We start from the raw sequence: 18,010 nt of genomic DNA on the forward strand, positions 1-18,010 counted from the left end.
AGGCTCACGGCGTCATACTCAGCGGCCGCGTGAAGGCCGCGAGGATCAGCGAGTGTCGACAGTGATGCGCATGTCGAGGCCGACGATTTCTCTGCCAAAGCGCTCGATGATGGGCCCTACGATCTTTTCGACGGCGCGCTTTTGTTCGAGATCCGCGACCTCGCCGCGGAGGACGATTTTGCCGTCCGCAGTCGAGACCGACACACGTTCTGCGAGCGACGGGTGATCGCCCAAAGCCCGCTTGATTTCGTAGGCTGCCTCCTGTGGTACCGGAGCTTGCCGGCGCGGACCCATGCCCGCATGGCCGTTATTCGGCTCTGGGACTTCCTCGTGACTGGCGGGCTCATCCGTTGCCGCCGGTATGACTTTGCCCCCACGGCCCACTGCGACCGGGCTAGCAGGAGGAGTGTCGCTGTTAACTCTGATGTGACTCACCACTTCTTCGACTCCGCGCGCCCTCGAGGCTGCGGTGATGGCAGCCTGCTCCGCGACGGGGGAGTCAGCTTTCCCGTACAGGTGGACCGTGCCCCGCTGGCTCTCCGCGTAGATCTGGCCTGTGTCAACCTTGGGATCGAGCCTAAGCTCTTCGGAGACTTCGAAAGCCACGTCGGCGTCGGTGATGGCCCCGTCTGTGCACACGGTGAGGTCGTTTTCCACCGCGACGACTCCATCGACGCCTGACGCTATTTCCTCGGCTCTTGCTTTCTCCGCGAGCACGTCCACAATGCCCCCGAGGTGAACAACACCATCCCGGGCGGTCACGTTTATCTCATACCCCTGGAGCCCTGCGTCGTCTCGAATGGCCTTCAGTACTTTCACGGTGAGTTGGCGGTCGCGCTCATCGATAGCCACAGTCTCGCCCCCGCTTCTGGACGAGTTCTCCCAAACGGGTTCTCAGACAATAGTATTCCCATCCTGCCGGGGGGCTAAGTATGTCGCCAAAAGTTCACGCCACTTTTCGGCGGAGGGGTCGTGCCTAAGGCTATCGGTGTTGCCATCCGGGGACGGCGCGCTTGCGGCGCGCCTCACGGCGCGACACCTTCAACTGGGACATTCATGAGGCCAAGTAGCGGGCAAGGGGGGTATTGCAAATCCGGCCGGGACGTGCTAAACTAAATTACGCGAGCGGCGGATCGCCGTGTTGCCGTGGAGTTCCGCCGCAGGTGAGCGAAGCAAGCAATGATTCGAGCGGAAGTGGCTCAGGGGTAGAGCATCGCCTTGCCAAGGCGAGGGTCGCGGGTTCAAATCCCGTCTTCCGCTCCATAATTTATATATCTGGGGCTGTGGGGCGACATAGCCAAGTGGCAAGGCAGCGGTCTGCAAAACCGCTATCCCCGGTTCGAATCCGGGTGTCGCCTCCATTATTGTGTACCGCCTGGTAGCCGACCTCTTGGTAGTCACTACCACTTTTCGATTTCCAGCTGTTTGGACCGCGAGACCGTTGCCCCTAAACCAACCTAAACGGGACCAAGGACTTCCTCCTGATGACGAAACCATGTTTCATCAGGAGGTTTTTGATATGGCAGAAGTCCTTCGGGTTGACAAGCGGCTTCCGGACACTTGGGAGGCAGCGCTCCCGCATTTCTTTCAATCCCGCATCCTCTCCGACCAGTGCGAATCCCGGCGCGCAGGCGGGAATAGCCCGCGCTCGGCCGGGCCCTCCGCGGTCAGGTGGCTCCGTGGAACGGGTTCCCGCGCGTCTGCATAGGATAGGGTGGACTACCAATTCGGGAGGAGGGGACACGATCGTGGAGAACGCTGCCCAGACGATGAAAGCGATGGGTGCCCGTACCGTGTTCCACTGCGTTTTCAGAGTCGGCGAGCACCAATACTTCCTCGTCGTCCAGGACGAGGTTCACGAGGTTGTCACCATAGTACGGTTATCGGCTGACGAATTCGCCTTCCTCAGGCGGCTCGGTATTCCCGAGTGCAGGGTCATTGAACCGATGGGTTCCGCAACGCCGGGAATGCCCGGTATAGGTGGCGTACCGTACTGATGTCGCGCCACTAGGGAAATGTTGTGAGGGGGGCAGACGTTCATGGATGAAGTCACCGCTCTTCGCCAGACGATCGGCGGTGTGGCGGTCACGCCGTTCATCTTCAGCATAGCCCCGGTGGGATTCTTTGTGGCGCTTGTCCCGAGGGGCTCGGGGAACATCTCTGTTTTCCGGGTGTCCGAGCCCCAGTACGTGTTCCTGAGACGGGTCGGTGTTCCGGAAGTCGTTGTGTTCATGTGATAGAGAGCGAGAGCGCTCGGCCCCGACGCGGACCGACCGTGCTCAGGTGAACCGTGCTCAGGCGATATGAGGCTGCCCGCTGGTGTGCCCCGCCGCACGGCCATGAGCGCACACGCGAGATGACCGCGGCCACATCACGCGCCCGGGCCGCGGCCATCTCGTGCTTGACAAACGTCACGAGGTTGCCTAGAATATGGTTGTGCACAGGGCGCTGCGGTGCCCTGAAGCTAGTAGACTACCGAAGTGCGGCGTTAGCTCAGTTGGCTAGAGCGCAGCGTTGACATCGCTGAGGTCGCTGGTTCAATTCCAGCACGTCGCACCATTTTTGTGCCCCGCGCCTGGACGTTCCGAAGCCGCCAAGCGTAGCACCCGGCTGTGCTTCCCACTGGAGGATTGACAGGAAGTCGGCCGTACGGCGTCGCCCTGGGTGGCGCTTTCCTTTTGGCCCTACCCGCTTCCGGTTCCGCTGCTAAGGAGGAAGACGCTCTCACTTCGGTAAGAATGCGTGCGATCCTGGAGAAAGCCGGGAAAGTCGCCGGGGACCGAGGATGTCGCGCGGGCGTCCCCAGGCGAGCTGCGGAAGGGTGCGGGGAGGTGGTGGAGTTGGCATCAGGGCTACGCGAAGTAGCTTTGGTGGTATTCTGGTTCGTGGCGGCGTGGTGGGGATTGTGGACGGTCCTCGCACTCATAGCAAGGGTGCGGCTGCTCTTCGCGTTCATGCTCGGCTTGGGCGTCCTCTGGGGCTCGCTCGCGTTCAGCCTCGCGGGCTCGGTCTTATCGTTTCTCCTGATCATCATTCCCATCTTCATCCTTCCGAAAATGCCGAGGATCATTCCTGAGTATCAGCGCGGCGTGCTGTTCAGGTTCGGGCGGCTAGCAGGGGTGTTGCGCCCCGGCCTCAATGTCATCTTTCCGTTTGGCATCGATAAGCTGTGGATGGTGGACCTGCGCACGTTCACCATCGACGTTCCAAAACAGGAGATCATAACCCGCGACAACGTCCCCGTTATCGTGGACGCGGTCGTTTACTTCAACGTATACGAGCCGAGCCTCGCCGTGACCAAGGTTGCGAACTACGTTCAGAGCACCACGCTCCTTGGTCAAACCATCCTCCGCTCCGTTCTCGGGCAACACGAGCTCGATGACATGCTTGCCAAGCGTGAGCAGCTGAACGAGGAACTGAGATCTCTCCTGGACCGGGCTACAGATCCTTGGGGCGTGAAAGTGTCGGCAGTGGAGATAAAGGCAGTTGAGCTTCCCGAGACTATGAAGCGGGCCATGGCGAAACAGGCGGAAGCGGAGAGGGAACGCAGGGCGAAGGTGATATCGGCGGACGGCGAGTTTGAAGCCGCCGAGAAGCTGCGGCAAGCGGCCATCGTCATAGGGAACGAGCCCACAGCACTTCAGCTCAGGTACTTGCAGACTCTGACCGAGATCGCGATAGAGAAGAACTCCACGATCCTCTTCCCCTTGCCGATGGAGATCTTAAGGTATTTCGGCGCCCGGCCCGAGACACCGGCCTGAGAACAACGCGGGCGCGGGGCGAGTCATCGAGTCGTCATGTGATGTGGACCGCGGCTCGTCGCTCGCCGGTGCGGGGGACCGAGCCATCGCAGAGCTTTGCGACTGCTTGGACCAAAGAGGCACGACTGGTGATGGATGGTCGTTCCGGACAACGTGAGGAAATCGCCCCTGGCTTGACTGTATACGAGGTAGCCGCCGGACATATAATAGTCGGGGAAGGGGCGTGATCCTGATGGAGCTCATTGCCATTGGGGTCCAGGATCACACGAACGTCGTCCGGGACCGGCTCGGCGCCAAGGTCCGGATGCTGTGTGAGAAGGGAATTGAGGTATCAATGACCGAGAGGTCCGCAGGACCTCTCACGTTTCTGTGCTTCCATTTGCGCGACACGGGCCGAGGCATACCAACCGGGCAGCGCGACCTGGTGCGTTACCACGTCGCCAGCGTCCTCGCGGACATGATCGTGAATGAGTTCGCAAGGGGGCTCGTGGCGAAGATGGTCCGCGAGCGCTACCCCTACTTCGACGACGCTGAACAAGAGAAGGTCGTCGTGTGCGCGACAGCGGCTCTTGCGCGTCAGCACGAGCCCGGTAGAACCGGAGGCACAGTCGGCGAAGGTGGTAGTCGGGACGACGAGTCACGGTGCTTCGCCCGCCGAAGAAACGATGTGCTCTTCAAGGTGCTTGACTACCTCGAGAACGCCAGCTGTCTGGTTCTTGACGGGTTCATTCGCTTCAGGCTCAAGGACTTCGTCGACGAGCTGCGTGAAGCCACGGACGCTGCGGTCGACGACTACATGATAGAGCGCGAGTATAACGAGTTCATCCGGCTCCTCAAGTACTTCGTGGACATCCAAGAGCCCAAGATCGATGAGGTACACGTGGTCGTGCGGCCCGGCGGCCTCTTTAGGCTGCTGGATAGCCAGGGGAAGGTAGTGGACAACGATTACCTTGAGGGGCTGGCGCCCGAGCTCGTCGAGACCGACGTGGACTACGAGGACCTCCTCATGAGCGCCCTCATAAGCGTGTCCCCCAGAAGGATCGTTCTGCACTTCGGAAGAGGCGAGGGAGTCGCGGACACGGTCCGGAGGGTGTTCGAAGGCCGCGTGTCGATGTGCCCTGGGTGTCGCCTCTGCGAAGCTTACCGCGCCAAGGCGCACGTTCCAGCAGGCACCCGCACTGACCAGAGCTAGAACGGGTTTACGACGAGGGTCTGCGGCGCGGTGCTGCAAGCGGGGGCGCAAGTGTGCAGGCGTTGGCTTGGCGCAAAGGCGCAAAAACCGTCCTTGACAGGCCGGAGGGGCGTGTCTATAATGGCTTTAATAAAGGAGCTGTTTGTGGAAGAGCGATGAGAAGGACGAGTACGCGCCACGGCCGATAGAGAGCGGGGGCCGAGGGCTGGAAGCCTCCGCCGGAAGTAGGGCGCCGAAAACCACCTTTGAGCTTCGCGGTGAAAGCGCGCAGCTTCGCGTGACGCAAGTAGCCGGTGACGGGCGCACCCGTTAACGTGCCTGACGAGAGGGCGCTGTTGGCCATGCGACCAATATCGTACCGAGGGGTGCGGCCGGATCTGCTGGCTCGCGAGTGGTTCCCTGAAGCAGGGGCCACGGCAGCTGCGCCAATCAGGGTGGAACCGCGGGTTTGCCCCGTCCCTGGGTGATTCCAGGGGCGGGGCTTCGTTTTTCGTTTGCCTAATCGAGGATTACGTTGAGGAAAGGCCGAGGTGAAGGAGAAGTGGCTCAACCGATTTCTGGTACGCTTCGCGCGGAATCACAGGGGGACGCAGAGGAGAGAGGCACAGACGCAAGGGTGACGGTGGACCTCGATACCGACGAGGGCCGAGAGATACTCCGGCACTCTACCGCGCACGTGCTGGCGCAAGCCGTGAAGCGCCTTTTCCCGGAAGTGAAGCTAGCCATAGGGCCTGCAATCGAGAACGGGTTCTACTATGATTTCGACAAGCCGGAACCCTTCACCCTCGATGACTTGGGCCGCATAGAGGAAGAGATGCGCAGGATTGTGTCCGAGAACCTGCCGATAGTCCGAGAGGAGATCTCGCGGGACGATGCGTTGGCGCTCTTCCGCAAGATGGACGAGCCGTACAAACTCGAGCTCATCGAGGACCTTCCGCAGGATGAGGTCGTTAGCGTTTACCGGCAGGGCGAATTCGTCGACCTGTGCCGCGGGCCTCATCTGGCCTCCACCGGCGAGATCAGGGCGTTCAAGCTGCTCAATGTGGCGGGGGCTTACTGGCGCGGCGACGAAAAGCGCAAGATGTTGCAGCGCATTTACGGGACGGCGTTTCCAACCGAGGCGGGGCTCCAGGCATACCTTCACGTGCTGGAGGAGGCCGAGAGGCGAGACCACCGGAAGCTCGGCAAGGAGCTCGACCTTTTCAGCCTCCACGAAGAGGCTGGCGCGGGCCTTGTCTATTGGCATCCCAAGGGTGCCATGATTCGGAAGGTGATCGAGGATTTCTGGCGCGAGGAGCACCTGAGGCGCGGTTACCAACTTGTGTACTCGCCTCACATAGCCCGGCGCGATCTCTGGGAGATATCCGGCCACTGGGGTTGGTACCGCGAGAACATGTACTCCCCCATCGACATAGACGGCGTGGAATACCTCCTGAAGCCTATGAACTGCCCGTTCCACATCCTGATGTACAAAACGCGGACCCGCTCCTACCGCGATCTCCCCATCAGGTGGGCGGAGCTCGGCACGGTGTATCGATACGAGCGCAGCGGCGTGCTCCACGGCTTGCTGCGGGTACGGGGGTTCACCCAAGATGACGCACACCTCTTCATGCGTCCCGATCAGCTCGAGGACGAGCTCGTGGGGGTGCTGGACCTTGTGGAGTTCATGATGAGATCTTTCGGGTACAAAGACTATGACATGGAGCTGTCCGTGCGTGACCCCGGCAATAAGGAGAAGTACGTGGGGTCGGACGAGGTGTGGAACATGGCCGAGGGCGCGCTCGTCGCCGCGCTCGACCGGAAGGGGCTTCCCTACACAAGGATGGAGGGCGAGGCGAAGTTCTACGGCCCTGCCATAGACGTAAAGGTGAAAGACGCGCTCGGTCGGGGCTGGCAGGGCCCTACGATTCAGGTCGACTTCAACCTGCCGGAGAGATTCGACTTGGAGTACATCGGCGAGGACAACTCCCCGCACCGTCCCGTCATGATTCATCGCACCGTTCTGGGGTCCATGGAGCGGTTCGTTGCCGGGCTCGTCGAGCACTATGCGGGAGCGTTCCCAGTGTGGCTTGCGCCCGTTCAAGTGCGGGTCATTCCCATAGCCGATCGGCACGTGGACTACGCGCGGAAGGTTGCCTCCGAGCTCGCAGATGCGAAGGTCCGCGTGGAGGTGGACGACCGCAGCGAGAAGATCGGGTATAAGATCCGCGAGGCCCAGGTCGAGAAGGTGCCTTACATGCTGGTGGCGGGCGACAGAGAGGCGGAACGCGGGACGGTGTCGGTGCGCTCGCGGGGCCAGGGCGATCTCGGCCCCATGTCGCTGACGGATTTCAAGGCCAGGGTCTTGCGGGAGATCGAGGCGAAGGTGTGAAGCGTGCCGCGAAGCGTGCGTGCTGAATCCGCGATTGACCGTGCCCAGTTGTTGTGGTATACTCAAAAGCGCTATGGCCGCCCAGGGCGGGCGGCTAGGGCGCGGTGTCCCGCGTCACGGGCACCCTCCGCCGCGGACGGGCCGGTTTGAAGGCCGTCGCGAAGCGGATTTGCGAACTGAATAGCCTAGAGGTATCAAGTAGAAGCCGTCTGCTTCTCACCTTGCGGCGCCCGCCCACTCGCCGTGGCCGACACGGACACGGATGGGCGAGGGGCGCGAAATCTGGGCTGCCAGCAAGGTCAAAGGTTGGTGTGGTTTGCACCCGAGTGATGGGGGTGCGGGCTTCATCGCGTTGCGGGTGTTATGCACTGGGCGGGCGGCATGCCCGCCTTTCGCGTACCGCCAGCGCTTCTTTCGGCTGGGACGGGCGCCATTGCGGCGGAGGTCGCGGCGGTAGGAGCAGGTCGTTCCTGAGGCCCGCGGCAGGTCGACGCATTCGCCCGCGAGCCGCCTTACGCCACGTTAAGGTTGAGGCTGTCGGTGTGGTGCAGGCCTCCTCAGATCGCCGCGTTTCTGCGCGTCACCGCGCGGCATTGAGTGAAGCCTTTGAAAGGAAGGGCAAAACGCGGAAACCGGGGAAGACTGCGCTCTGCGCGAGTCAACAACTTGGGGGTGAGGCACAATCGCCAAAGACTTGAGGGTGAACGAGGCGATCCGGGCCCGAGAGATCAGGCTCATCGATGAGAACGGGGAGCAGCTCGGGATCATGGTGGTCAGGGAGGGCCTGCGGATCGCAGCGGAGAGGGGCCTTGACCTTGTCGAGGTTGCGCCCAACGCTAAGCCGCCTGTGTGCCGGTTGCTCGATTATGGCAAGTACAAGTACGAGCAGGCGAAGCGCGACAGAGAGGCCCGGAAGAAACAGCGGACCATGGACATCAAGGAAGTCAGGATGACGCCCAAGATCGAGGGCCACGATTTCCAGGTGAAGGTGAGGAACGCCCAAAAGTTTCTTCAGGACGGAGACAAGGTCAAGGCAACCGTGAGGTTTCGTGGCCGCGAGATCGTTCACGCCGACATCGGCCGCGCGTTGCTCTTGGACCTCGCTGAGGAGGTCAAAGACTATGGGGTCATCGAGCGAGAGCCCAGAGTTGAGGGCAAGCACATGATCATGGTGCTCGCCCCGAAACAGGCCGGATGAACCGTGCGCGAAGCGCGTGGATCGTAGATTGAGAAGGCAGCACCTCGCCTTTGTGTGATGTGCGCCCCGAAAAGGAGAGACTTGAAGTGCCCAAGGTCAAGACTCACAAAGGAGCCGCCAAGAGGTTCAGGGTCACGGGTTCCGGGAAGATCATGAGAGACAAGGCTTACGGCGGACATAATACTGGCAAGAAACGAGGCAAGGTCAAGAGATCCCTGAGGGAACCCGCGGTCCTTGCGCCCGGGGATGCGGCGAGGGTGAAAAGGCTTCTGCACCACGCATAGAGACCCCTCGCAGGGTAGGTAAACAAAGCAAGGGCGCAGGCTGTTTGAGGTTGTACCTGAGGAGGAATCTAGGATGCCGAGAGCAAAAGGCGGATTTGTCACTAGGCGGCGGCACAAAAAGATCCTGAAGATGGCTAAGGGGTTCACCGGCGCGAAGAGCAAGGTATTCCGGCGGGCTAACGAGGCCGTGATGAAGTCCCTGCAGTACGCGTACAGGGATCGCCGTAACAAGAAACGGGACTTTCGAAAGCTGTGGATCGCGAGGATCAATGCCGCAGCGCGTATGAACGGGATGTCATACAGCCGGTTCATGGACGGCTTGCATAAGGCGGGCGTCGACATAAACAGGAAGACCCTTGCCGAGATCGCTGTAAGCGACCAGAACGCCTTCGGTGAGCTTGTGAAGCTGGCGAAGGCGAGCGGCGGCGGGCAGTAGCTAAGCAAGGCGGGTGGCCGGGGACAGGTGGCGGTTGGCGGTTGTGATCACGAGCCGTCGCAATCCGAAGATCCAAGAGATAAGAAAGCTTGCGCGCCGCGAGCATCGGGCTGCGACGCGCCGGTGCCTTCTCGAAGGCACGAGGTGCGTGGAGGAGGCCATGGATGCGGGGGCTAGGATATATGAGGTCCTGGTCACCCCGCATCTTCTTCACTCTGCACGCGGAGAGACGCTGCTAGAGCGGTTGAAGGCGGCTGGGGCGGGAGTAGCTGTGGTCACGGACGAGGTGATCGCGGTGGTGTCGGACACAGAGACCCCCCAGGGAATCGTGGCCGTGGCGGCCATGTCTTCGGAGACGCTGTGTCTCGACGGGAACCCTTTGATCCTTGTGGTTGACGGAGTCCGTGACCCGGGGAACCTGGGCACGCTGATTCGGACGGCTGCCGCACTCGGAAGCGGCGGGGTTATCGTTACCCGCGGGACTGTCGACATATACAACCCCAAGTGCGTCCGGGCGACCATGGGGAGCCTCTTTCGGGTGCCGGTGGAGGAACGGCCCGACGCGACCGCTGCGGTGTCCTTTCTCAAAGAGCGCGGGCTTCGCGTCGTCGCAGGGGACGTTCGTGCTAAGACGGCGTGCTACGACTGGGATTTCACTGGGCCGACCGCCGTGCTGGTGGGTGGTGAGGCGTTCGGGCCGTCCGCGGACGTCTTGACGAGGTGCGACGGCCAGGTGAGGATCCCCATGCCGGGCGGGGTTGAGTCATTCAACGTGGCGGTGGCCGGCTCGATTCTCATGTATGAGGCCGTGGCGCAGAGAGCGACATGCCGGCGGGAACGGGCTGGGAAGGCCTAGAAATGCCTGTTGCGGGCCAGGGGACGGCTGTGCTATAATGAGACGCAAAGAGTCCGACCGACACCTCTGAAGGGACGTGGTTCCTCGATGCTGGGAGCGGACTTCTTCTGGCGGCTCTTCGAAGTTACAGGATCGATCACGGCCTACCTGATTTACAGGATGCTGGTTACCCAGTAGCAGTCGGTGCCCGCGATTCGCGGTGGCAATTTGGGATGGATTCGGGATGGCGGGTGTCAGCCGAGAAGAGATGGAAGGGATGGCGCGGATCACGCACAGGTGAGGGTTTACATATCACGGGCCGTTCCCGGCTAACGCTGGACGGGTCGGAACGGCTTGAGACAGAGAACGCCATATGATCCACAGGCGATGAAGGAGAGGAGTAGACGGGACGAAGCCCCAAGGGAGGGCGCGTCGAAGACTGGAAGCGCGCCTGGGTCGGTTCCGTTGAAGTTCGCTCCTGAGCTGCAGGCTGAAAGAGCCCGGGCTTGCTTGGTCCTAGGGCTGCGTTTTGGTGTGAGAGCTCGAGAACACGGGTACACGAACGTGTTCCGCGGCAGACCGGGGGCGTCGCTGGAGAGTTCTCCCCGCGAGTAGGCTGCGCCGGAACCCCACCGTTACAAGGGGAGGGCATCGGCCTTTGAGCCTGTGCCTGGCAAATGAGATGGCGGGCAATGGCCCGGCGCCGGGTTTCGTTTTGACGGCGCGCATAGGCCTGCCAAGAAGGGTGGTACCACGGAGCCACAGTCTTCGTCCCTTGGAAGACTGTGGCTTTTTTATTGGGAGGAGCGAGGAGGGGGAAGGGGATGAGCCATGTGGTGAGGTATACAAAAAAGAGGCGACTTGACGAGCTCCTGGTCGAGCGCGGGTTTTTTGACAGTCGCCGTGCTGCGACCGGATATATCATGGCTGGCAAGGTTCTCGTGAACGGTCAGCGCGAAGACAAACCCGGCACCGTGGTGCCGTATGACGCGGACATAAGGGTGAAGGGCGTCGAGATGCCGTTCGTGGGGCGCGGCGGCCTGAAGTTGGACCATGCGCTTCGGGAATTCGGACTGGACGTGACGGGGAAGGTGGTCCTGGACGCGGGCGCGTCCACTGGCGGCTTCACGGACTGTCTCCTGCAGCGCGGCGCCAGGCTTGTCTACGCGGTCGACGTGGGCTTTGGGCAGCTTGCGGGAAAGCTACGCGTGGATCCGAGGGTCGTGTCGTTTGAGCGCACGAACATCAGCGATCTCGAGCCCGCGCGCCTTGTGCCCGCGCCGGAGATGGCCGTGGCAGACCTCTCTTATCTGTCGCTCTTGAAGGCGATCCCGATCATCGCCCGCCTCATCATCGGAGAGGGAGACATCGTGGCACTCATAAAGCCGCTCTTTGAGGACTCGAGACCCGCTGCAGCGGAGGATCCCTGCGTTCACAGAGATGTGCTTGCCCGGTTGGTCAGCCAGTTCGACCAGAAGGGATTCGGCGTGCTGGGCTTGACTCCGTCGCCTGTTCTCGGCAGCTCCGGCACGGTGGAGTTCCTCATCTGGCTATCGAAGTCAGCCAAGCACACGCGCGTAGCTGAGGTCTGGAATGCGATTCCCGCTGTGGTGGCCGCGTCGCAGCACCTGAGGGAAGCCACCCGGCGCGAGCGTGAGCGCGCTCAAGCTGGCGCGGAAGGGGAAGCGCGTCTGTAAGGGGTGCAGGGGAGCAAGACGGAAAGGCAAGTGTCCAAGTGTCCAAGTGTCGGACAACACTTGGCGCGACGATTGGAGGGTCTAGGGATGCGTGAGGAGATCGAGAATGTTATATCAGAGGCCGCCACGGACATTCGCGCGGCATCAACTCTTGCGGAGCTCGATGAGGTGAGGGTGAGGTATCTGGGTAAGAAGGGCCGGATCACGACAGCCCTCCGGAGCTTGGGCTCCTGCCCGCCTGAAGAACGTCCGACGCTGGGAAGGCTTCTCAACGAGGCGCGCGAATCGGTGGAGGCCATGCTAGTCCGTCGCAGAGACGAGGTGGCCGCCCGTGAGAAAGCCGAGATCCTCGAGGCTGAGAGGCTCGATATCACTCTGCCCGGAACGAGACCGGCTGTGGGGGCGAGGCATCCCATAAAGATGGTCTACGAAGAGCTGGAGGAGATCTTCGGGCGCATGGGCTTCGAGGTGGCTGAGGGCCCCGACGTTGAACTGGATTATTACAATTTCGAGGCCTTGAATGTTCCAAAGAACCACCCGTCCCGGGACATTCAGGATACGTTCTACATCTCCGAAGACGTGGTGCTTCGGACCCACACTACGTGCGTGGATGTGCGGGTCATGGCAGGCCGCAAGCCCCCGATCCGGGCGATCATACCTGGCAAGGTTTATAGGTCAGACGCGTCAGACCCGTCGCACCTGCCGGTGTTCCACCAGCTTGACGGGTTTGCGGTTGACGAGGGCATCACGTTCGGTGATCTCAAGGGCACGCTCACGAGGTTTGCCCGCGAGTTCTTCGGCCCCGGCACGAGAGTCCGGTTTCGCCCGAGCTATTTTCCGTTTACAGAGCCCAGCGCCGAGATGGACGTGTCGTGCGTGATCTGCGGCGGCAGCGGATGCCGCGTATGCAAGAACACGGGCTGGCTTGAGATCCTGGGATCGGGGCTCTTCCATCCGAAGGTGCTGGAGGCGGTGGGGTACGATCCCGAGAAGGTGTCGGGGCTCGCGTTTGGCATGGGCGCGGACAGAATTGCCATGTTGAAATACGGGATCGATGACATCCGCCTCCTCGCGGAAAACGACATGCGCTTCAACAGGCAATTTCGCGATCTCATCTACGCATCGACGGAGGGTTGAGACATGCTCGTACCTTACGAATGGCTGAAGGAATTCGTGCCTGGGCTTCCCCCGGCGGGCCAGGTTGCCCGCGAGCTCACGATGGCAGGCGTTGCGGTCGAGGCGGTCACGGGCGAAGGGGAGGCGACCGTCTTCGATTTCGAGATAACCCACAACCGTCCCGACCTGTTGAGCGTGTTCGGCATTGCGCGCGAGGCCGCGGCGGTCTTTTCCTTGCCACTGCGACATCCGACCCTTGTGGTGCCTGAAGAAGGGCGCGCTGCGCACGACATGGCGGCGCTCGAGATCGCTGCGCCGGACCTGTGCCGCAGGTACATTGCACGGATCATCACGGACGTGAGTATCCGGCCCTCACCTGCCTGGATGCAGGCGAGGCTTGCAGCCGCGGGCGTTCGGTCTATCAACAACGTTGTCGATGTTACAAACTACGTCATGTTGGAGCTCGGTCAGCCCCTGCACGCGTTCGACCTTGACCTCCTGGAGGGGCGCCGGATAGTGGTCCGCCGGGCTCTGCCGGGCGAGTCTCTCACCACCATCGATGGCGAAGAGCGCGTGCTGGGCGGAGAGATGCTGGTGATCGCGGATGCACGCCGCCCGGTGGCGGTGGCCGGGGTCATGGGCGGCCTTGAGACCGAGGTGAGCGAGGGGACCAAGACGGTGCTCCTCGAGTCTGCGAACTTCGACGGCGTAAGCGTATGGCGTACCTCCCGCACCCTTCGCATGCGCACGGAGGCCTCGAGCCGGTTTTCGCGCGGCCTGTGGCCTGAAAACGCGCGCATGGGGGTCGACCGGGCGGCGGCGCTGATAGCCGCGGTGGGCGCTGGAAGGATAGCCGCGGGAATGCTCGACGCGTACCCCGGGCGTGAGGAGCCGGTTTGGGTGACTCTGCGCCCGAGCCGTGTGAATCACCTGCTCGGCACCGCCATCCCAGCTGAGGAGATGAAGGATATCCTCATGAGGCTCGGTTTCATCGTTGAGCCTCAAGGCCACAACGCGTATCGGGTTCTCGTTCCCGACCACCGCCGGGACGTGTCCAGGGAGGAGGACCTTGTCGAGGAGATCGCGAGGCTATACGGGTATGACAAGATAGAAGCCACCCTCCCCAAGGGGGCACCGCCGGAGGCGCAGCCTCAGCCCGCGAGACAGCTTGCCGCGCGAGCCGGGGAGATCCTCAGGGCGTGCGGCCTTTCAGAAGTGGAGACGATCACGTTCACGAACTTTGAAACGTGCCGCAAGCTCCGCATCCCAGAGGAGCTCACGGGACGCTCCGTGCGGATATCGAATCCGCTCTCGAGCGACTACACCATCATGCGGACCACGCTTCTCACCAGCCTCGTCGATGTGCTCCAGAGGAATGCCGCCCGTCGTGAGGACGATGTGGCGATCTACGAGATCGCCAAGGTGTACCTCAGGCGTGAGGGCGAAGCGGCGGCTGGCGCGGCTTCGGAGGACCGTCTCCCCATCGAGGGGGGCGAGAGAAGAGCGAACGAAAGCCTGCTCCCGTGCGAGCCGACGAAGATAGGCCTCGCCGTGATGGGCAGGATGGCTGAGTCCTCCTGGGAGCATAGAAGCGCTGACGCGGGTTTCTTCGACCTCAAGGGCATCGTGGAGACGCTTCTCGAAAGCCTGGGCGTGCGTGACCCCAAGTTCGTCGCGGCGGCTCACCCGTCCCTGCACCCGGGGAGGGCGGCGCGGGTTGTGGCTGTGCCGGCCCGTGCACGAGAGGTCTTGGCGGGCCAGAGGAGCGGGGAGGGCACGGCGGTCGTCGACGTCGGGTACCTGGGCGAGCTACACCCGGACATCCAGGAGGCGTTCGGTCTTCGCAAGCGGGCGTACGTGGCAGAGCTCGACCTTGCTGCCATCCTTGCGGCGAGGGAACGCGCGCGCCGTGTGGAGCCTCTTGCCAGATTCCCTGCGGTCACGAGGGATATGGCGGTCATTGTGCGCCGGGACATCCCGTGTTCAGAGGTCTTAAGCGTGATGAAGGCTGCCGGGATGGGTCTTGCGGAAGACCTGAGGCTCTTTGATGTGTATGAGGGACCGCAGGTCCCCGAAGGTCACAGGAGTCTCGCGTTTTCCATCACGTATAGGAGCCCGGACCGCACCCTGACCGACTCTGAGGTTGATAGGGCCCATGCTGACATCGCGTCTGCGCTTTCCCGCAGGCTCGGTGCGACGGTGAGGGAGTGAGCTCCGCGGCGCGGCAGGGCGACTGGCTCTGACTCGGCCGCCGCGACCAGGGCTCCACCAGGGCTGCGGCTCCGGTCCAGGCCCTTCACGCTCAAGGGCGAAATTCGCGGGCCTCATCGCTCTACAAGGAGGTAATCGAAAGAACGCTGTAGAAGTTTAGAAAGAAAGGGCGCGAACACATCGGATTCCGGCAAGGAGCGTCGAAGGAGCGTCGAACGTATGATGGGAGCAGGTTCTCTGGGTGAAGCTGAGCGTGGGGTTAGCGGGCCGAGGAAGAATCGGGTCACCGTTAACATCATGGACGAAGAATACACCATCAGGGCCGACGCGGACCCGGAGTATATGAAGCTGCTCGCGAAGGTGGTGGACGAGAGGGTCCGCGCCGCGCTCTCCGCAAATCCCAGGCTTGCTAGGAGCCGCGCGGCCATCCTGGCGTGCCTTTCCTTCGCTGATGACTTGGAGAAACTGAAGGCCCGATACGAGGAGCTCATGCGCATGGTTGAGGAAGCGAGATAGGGAGGGCGTTCCGCATGGACTGGCTCAGCCTTCTTATCCTTGTGTTCGTAGGCCTCATGGCTTTCGCCGGGCTAAGGCAGGGCCTGATGCGACAGGTGTTGGGGCTTGCAGGCCTCGTGGCCGCCCTCGTGCTCGCGTTTCAATATTATGAGAGGGTTGGCACGTTCCTTCTCGACTACTTTGTGATCCCGAGGGCTCTCGCGAACACCATCGGTTTCGCCGCCGTTTGCGTCGGCGTCGGGCTGGCCGTGAGCATTGTGGAGTGGCTTTGGGGCAGGCTGGTTCGGTACACGCCCGTGTCATGGCTGGACGCGGCTGGCGGCGCGCTGTTTGGGCTCCTCAAGGGCGCCGTGATCGTCGCGCTCGTGCTGCTCGTGCTGTACGCGCTCCCCGTGAAAGGCCTCCGCGAGGTCATCGATGGCTCGTCCATCGCAAGGGAGTTCCTGGACGCCTCTCCGATCATCTACGGCAAGCTCGAGGAGATCCTTCCTACGGGAGTGCCATCCTTCATCCGGGGCGGTGACGGTGACCGAGGCGGGCGTGAGGAGGCGCCGGGCGAGGGCGAGCCTGGCCCCGGCCTTGCGCCTCAGGGCCGGGCATAGGAAAGCATCTCGATGTCGCGCGTATCCCGGATCGGACCGTGGGGGGATTTCGGGCCATGGACAACACAGGCATCGCCTTGGTGTTTCGCGAGCTCGCGGACCTTCTCGAACTCAAGGGCGAGAACCCTTTCAAGATCCGCGCATATAGGCGTGCAGCAGACGTCATAGAGAGCCTTCCCGAGGATGCGGCGAAGCTCGCAGCTGAGGGGAGGCTCAAGAGCATCCAGGGCATAGGGGATGCGATTGAGAAAAAGACCGCTGAGATCGCGAATACCGGGAGACTCAGACTGCTTGAGGAGCTCAGGCGCGAGATCCCCCCTGGGCTGCGGGACCTGCTGAGAATCCCCGGAGTGGGACCGCGCACGGCAGCCGCGGTGTTCCGACATCTCGGTGTGGCAAGCGTGAATGAACTCGAGAGCGCCGCTCGCGACGGTAGGCTCGAGAACGTGCCGGGCCTGGGAGCGAAAACCGCTATGAACATCCTGCAGGCCATCGAGAGGCTGCGTGAAGGGGACTGGACCAGGACTCCGCTTGGAGAGGCGGTAACGCTGGCCCGGTCCCTTCTTGACAGGTTGGCCGACGTGCAGGGCGTGAGCGAGGCCGCCGTGGCCGGGAGTGTGCGGAGGTGGCGGGAGACGTGCGGGGACCTGGATGTAGTGGTGGGGGCAGACGACGGCGGCCCGGTCACGGAAGCGGTTCGAACGTGGGGCGAGGTCTCCAAGGTGCTCAGCGCCGGGGAGGCAAGGAGCGTGTTCGGCACGCGCCGCGGTTTGGACCTGGACATCCGGGTGGTGCCTCCGACGGAGTTCGTCCCCGCGCTTCACTGTGCCACGGGCTCTGCGGCTCACATCATGAGGCTTCGCGCGATCGCTCGCGAGCGAGGCATGACCATGAGCGAGCGCGGCCTCTTCTCGCCCGATGGCAGTCGGCTATCTCTCGCGGGTGAGGAAGACATTTACGCCGCGCTGGGTCTGCAATACGTGCCGCCGGAGCTCCGGGAGGACGCCGGCGAGGTCGAGGCCGCTGCGGAGGGAAGACTGCCGCACCTTGTCGGTGAGGGAGACATCCGGGGAGACCTTCACGTTCACAGCAATTGGAGCGACGGCGCGTCCTCCATCGAGGCCATGGCTGAGGCGGCGCGGGCGAGGGGGTATGAGTACATCGCGATCTGCGATCACTCGAAGTCCCTAGGTATTGCCGGAGGCCTGACTGAAGAAGAGGTCCTGAGACAAACCGAGTTCATCACAGACCTGAATCGGCGCCTGCACGGCATCACCGTGCTTTCGGGAATAGAGGTCGACATCAAGAAAGACGGCACCCTAGACCTCCCGGACGAGATCCTCTCGCGGCTCGATATCGTGGTGGCCTCCGTGCATTCGTCCTTCAGACAATCGAGAGAAGCGATGACGGAGCGGATAATCCGCGCAATAAGGAACGGGAACGTGGACATCATCGGGCACCCCACAGGCAGGGTGCTCGGAAGGCGCGACGCGTACGACGTAGACCTGGACAGGGTCGTCGAGGAGGCCGCGCGCTGGGGCGTGGCTCTTGAGATCAACGCGCATCCCGAGAGACTGGATCTTGACGCAAAATGGGCCAGGAGGGCCAGGGACCGAGGCGCGATCCTTGCTGTAAGCACGGACTCGCATAGCTTCGACGAGCTCGGCTACATGGTGTTCGGCCTCGGCGTCGCGAGGAGGGGTTGGCTCGAGCGATGCCACATAGTGAACACATGGGCTCTTGAGAAGCTGCGCGAATGGCTCTCCCGAACCCGGAATCTCGAGGTCTGAG

General features: G+C 62.3%; 17 protein-coding genes and 3 tRNA genes. 19 read left to right on the forward strand and 1 reads right to left on the reverse strand.

What is annotated here, in order from left to right:
- Window positions 1-45: 45 nt before the first annotated feature.
- On the reverse strand, window positions 46-852 hold the full coding sequence (locus GX515_06535) for a BON domain-containing protein (protein HHY32671.1): 807 nt from the start codon (window positions 850-852) through the stop codon (window positions 46-48).
- A gap of 336 nt (window positions 853-1,188) precedes the next feature.
- On the opposite strand from GX515_06535, the gene GX515_06540 reads away from it, so the two are divergent.
- The 19 genes from GX515_06540 to polX all read left to right on the forward strand — a co-directional run bounded on the left by GX515_06540 (window position 1,189) and on the right by polX (window position 18,009).
- A tRNA-Gly gene (locus GX515_06540) sits at window positions 1,189-1,263 on the forward strand.
- A 24-nt stretch (window positions 1,264-1,287) separates the two neighbouring features.
- Window positions 1,288-1,361, forward strand: a tRNA-Cys gene (locus GX515_06545).
- Window positions 1,362-1,748: 387 nt separating this feature from the next.
- Window positions 1,749-1,997: a hypothetical protein gene (locus tag GX515_06550; protein HHY32672.1), complete on the forward strand. Its 249-nt coding sequence runs from the start codon at window positions 1,749-1,751 to the stop codon at window positions 1,995-1,997.
- Window positions 1,998-2,039: 42 nt separating this feature from the next.
- Window positions 2,040-2,237 (forward strand): hypothetical protein, encoded by a 198-nt coding sequence (locus tag GX515_06555; GenBank protein HHY32673.1) that lies wholly within the window; start codon window positions 2,040-2,042, stop codon window positions 2,235-2,237.
- 245 nt (window positions 2,238-2,482) lie between these two features.
- Window positions 2,483-2,559, forward strand: a tRNA-Val gene (locus tag GX515_06560).
- A 179-nt stretch (window positions 2,560-2,738) separates the two neighbouring features.
- Window positions 2,739-3,761 carry a slipin family protein gene (locus GX515_06565; protein HHY32674.1) on the forward strand — a complete coding sequence of 341 codons (1,023 nt, stop codon included), beginning with the start codon at window positions 2,739-2,741 and terminating at the stop codon, window positions 3,759-3,761.
- A gap of 232 nt (window positions 3,762-3,993) precedes the next feature.
- Window positions 3,994-4,953 (forward strand): hypothetical protein, encoded by a 960-nt coding sequence (locus tag GX515_06570; GenBank protein ID HHY32675.1) that lies wholly within the window; start codon window positions 3,994-3,996, stop codon window positions 4,951-4,953.
- A gap of 508 nt (window positions 4,954-5,461) precedes the next feature.
- The gene (thrS, locus tag GX515_06575; GenBank protein ID HHY32676.1) at window positions 5,462-7,324 is read left to right on the forward strand and encodes a threonine--tRNA ligase; all 1,863 of its coding nucleotides are present in this window, start codon (window positions 5,462-5,464) and stop codon (window positions 7,322-7,324) included.
- A 682-nt stretch (window positions 7,325-8,006) separates the two neighbouring features.
- Window positions 8,007-8,522 (forward strand): translation initiation factor IF-3, encoded by a 516-nt coding sequence (locus tag GX515_06580; protein HHY32677.1) that lies wholly within the window; start codon window positions 8,007-8,009, stop codon window positions 8,520-8,522.
- Window positions 8,523-8,608: 86 nt separating this feature from the next.
- Entirely contained in the window at window positions 8,609-8,806 is a 198-nt protein-coding gene (gene rpmI, locus GX515_06585; GenBank protein ID HHY32678.1) for a 50S ribosomal protein L35, read from the forward strand.
- A 73-nt stretch (window positions 8,807-8,879) separates the two neighbouring features.
- Window positions 8,880-9,242: a 50S ribosomal protein L20 gene (gene rplT / locus GX515_06590; GenBank protein ID HHY32679.1), complete on the forward strand. Its 363-nt coding sequence runs from the start codon at window positions 8,880-8,882 to the stop codon at window positions 9,240-9,242.
- Between the two features lie 34 nt (window positions 9,243-9,276).
- Window positions 9,277-10,098 (forward strand): RNA methyltransferase, encoded by an 822-nt coding sequence (locus tag GX515_06595; GenBank protein HHY32680.1) that lies wholly within the window; start codon window positions 9,277-9,279, stop codon window positions 10,096-10,098.
- Window positions 10,099-10,185: 87 nt separating this feature from the next.
- Window positions 10,186-10,275, forward strand: a complete 90-nt coding sequence (locus GX515_06600) for a YqzL family protein (protein HHY32681.1) — start codon at window positions 10,186-10,188, stop codon at window positions 10,273-10,275.
- A 626-nt stretch (window positions 10,276-10,901) separates the two neighbouring features.
- Window positions 10,902-11,774, forward strand: a complete 873-nt coding sequence (locus GX515_06605; protein HHY32682.1) for a TlyA family RNA methyltransferase — start codon at window positions 10,902-10,904, stop codon at window positions 11,772-11,774.
- An 87-nt stretch (window positions 11,775-11,861) separates the two neighbouring features.
- Window positions 11,862-12,911, forward strand: coding sequence for a phenylalanine--tRNA ligase subunit alpha (gene pheS / locus GX515_06610; protein ID HHY32683.1), 1,050 nt, complete (start codon window positions 11,862-11,864; stop codon window positions 12,909-12,911).
- Between the two features lie 3 nt (window positions 12,912-12,914).
- Window positions 12,915-15,101, forward strand: a complete 2,187-nt coding sequence (locus GX515_06615) for a phenylalanine--tRNA ligase subunit beta (protein HHY32684.1) — start codon at window positions 12,915-12,917, stop codon at window positions 15,099-15,101.
- Window positions 15,102-15,320: 219 nt separating this feature from the next.
- Window positions 15,321-15,617: a cell division protein ZapA gene (locus GX515_06620; GenBank protein ID HHY32685.1), complete on the forward strand. Its 297-nt coding sequence runs from the start codon at window positions 15,321-15,323 to the stop codon at window positions 15,615-15,617.
- 14 nt (window positions 15,618-15,631) lie between these two features.
- Entirely contained in the window at window positions 15,632-16,219 is a 588-nt protein-coding gene (locus tag GX515_06625) for a CvpA family protein (protein ID HHY32686.1), read from the forward strand.
- Between the two features lie 56 nt (window positions 16,220-16,275).
- On the forward strand, window positions 16,276-18,009 hold the full coding sequence (gene polX / locus GX515_06630) for a DNA polymerase/3'-5' exonuclease PolX (protein ID HHY32687.1): 1,734 nt from the start codon (window positions 16,276-16,278) through the stop codon (window positions 18,007-18,009).
- Window position 18,010: the final 1 nt, after the last annotated feature.

The sequence above is a fragment of the Bacillota bacterium genome (assembly GCA_012842395.1).
Classification (GTDB): domain Bacteria; phylum Bacillota; class SHA-98; order UBA4971; family UBA4971; genus UBA6256.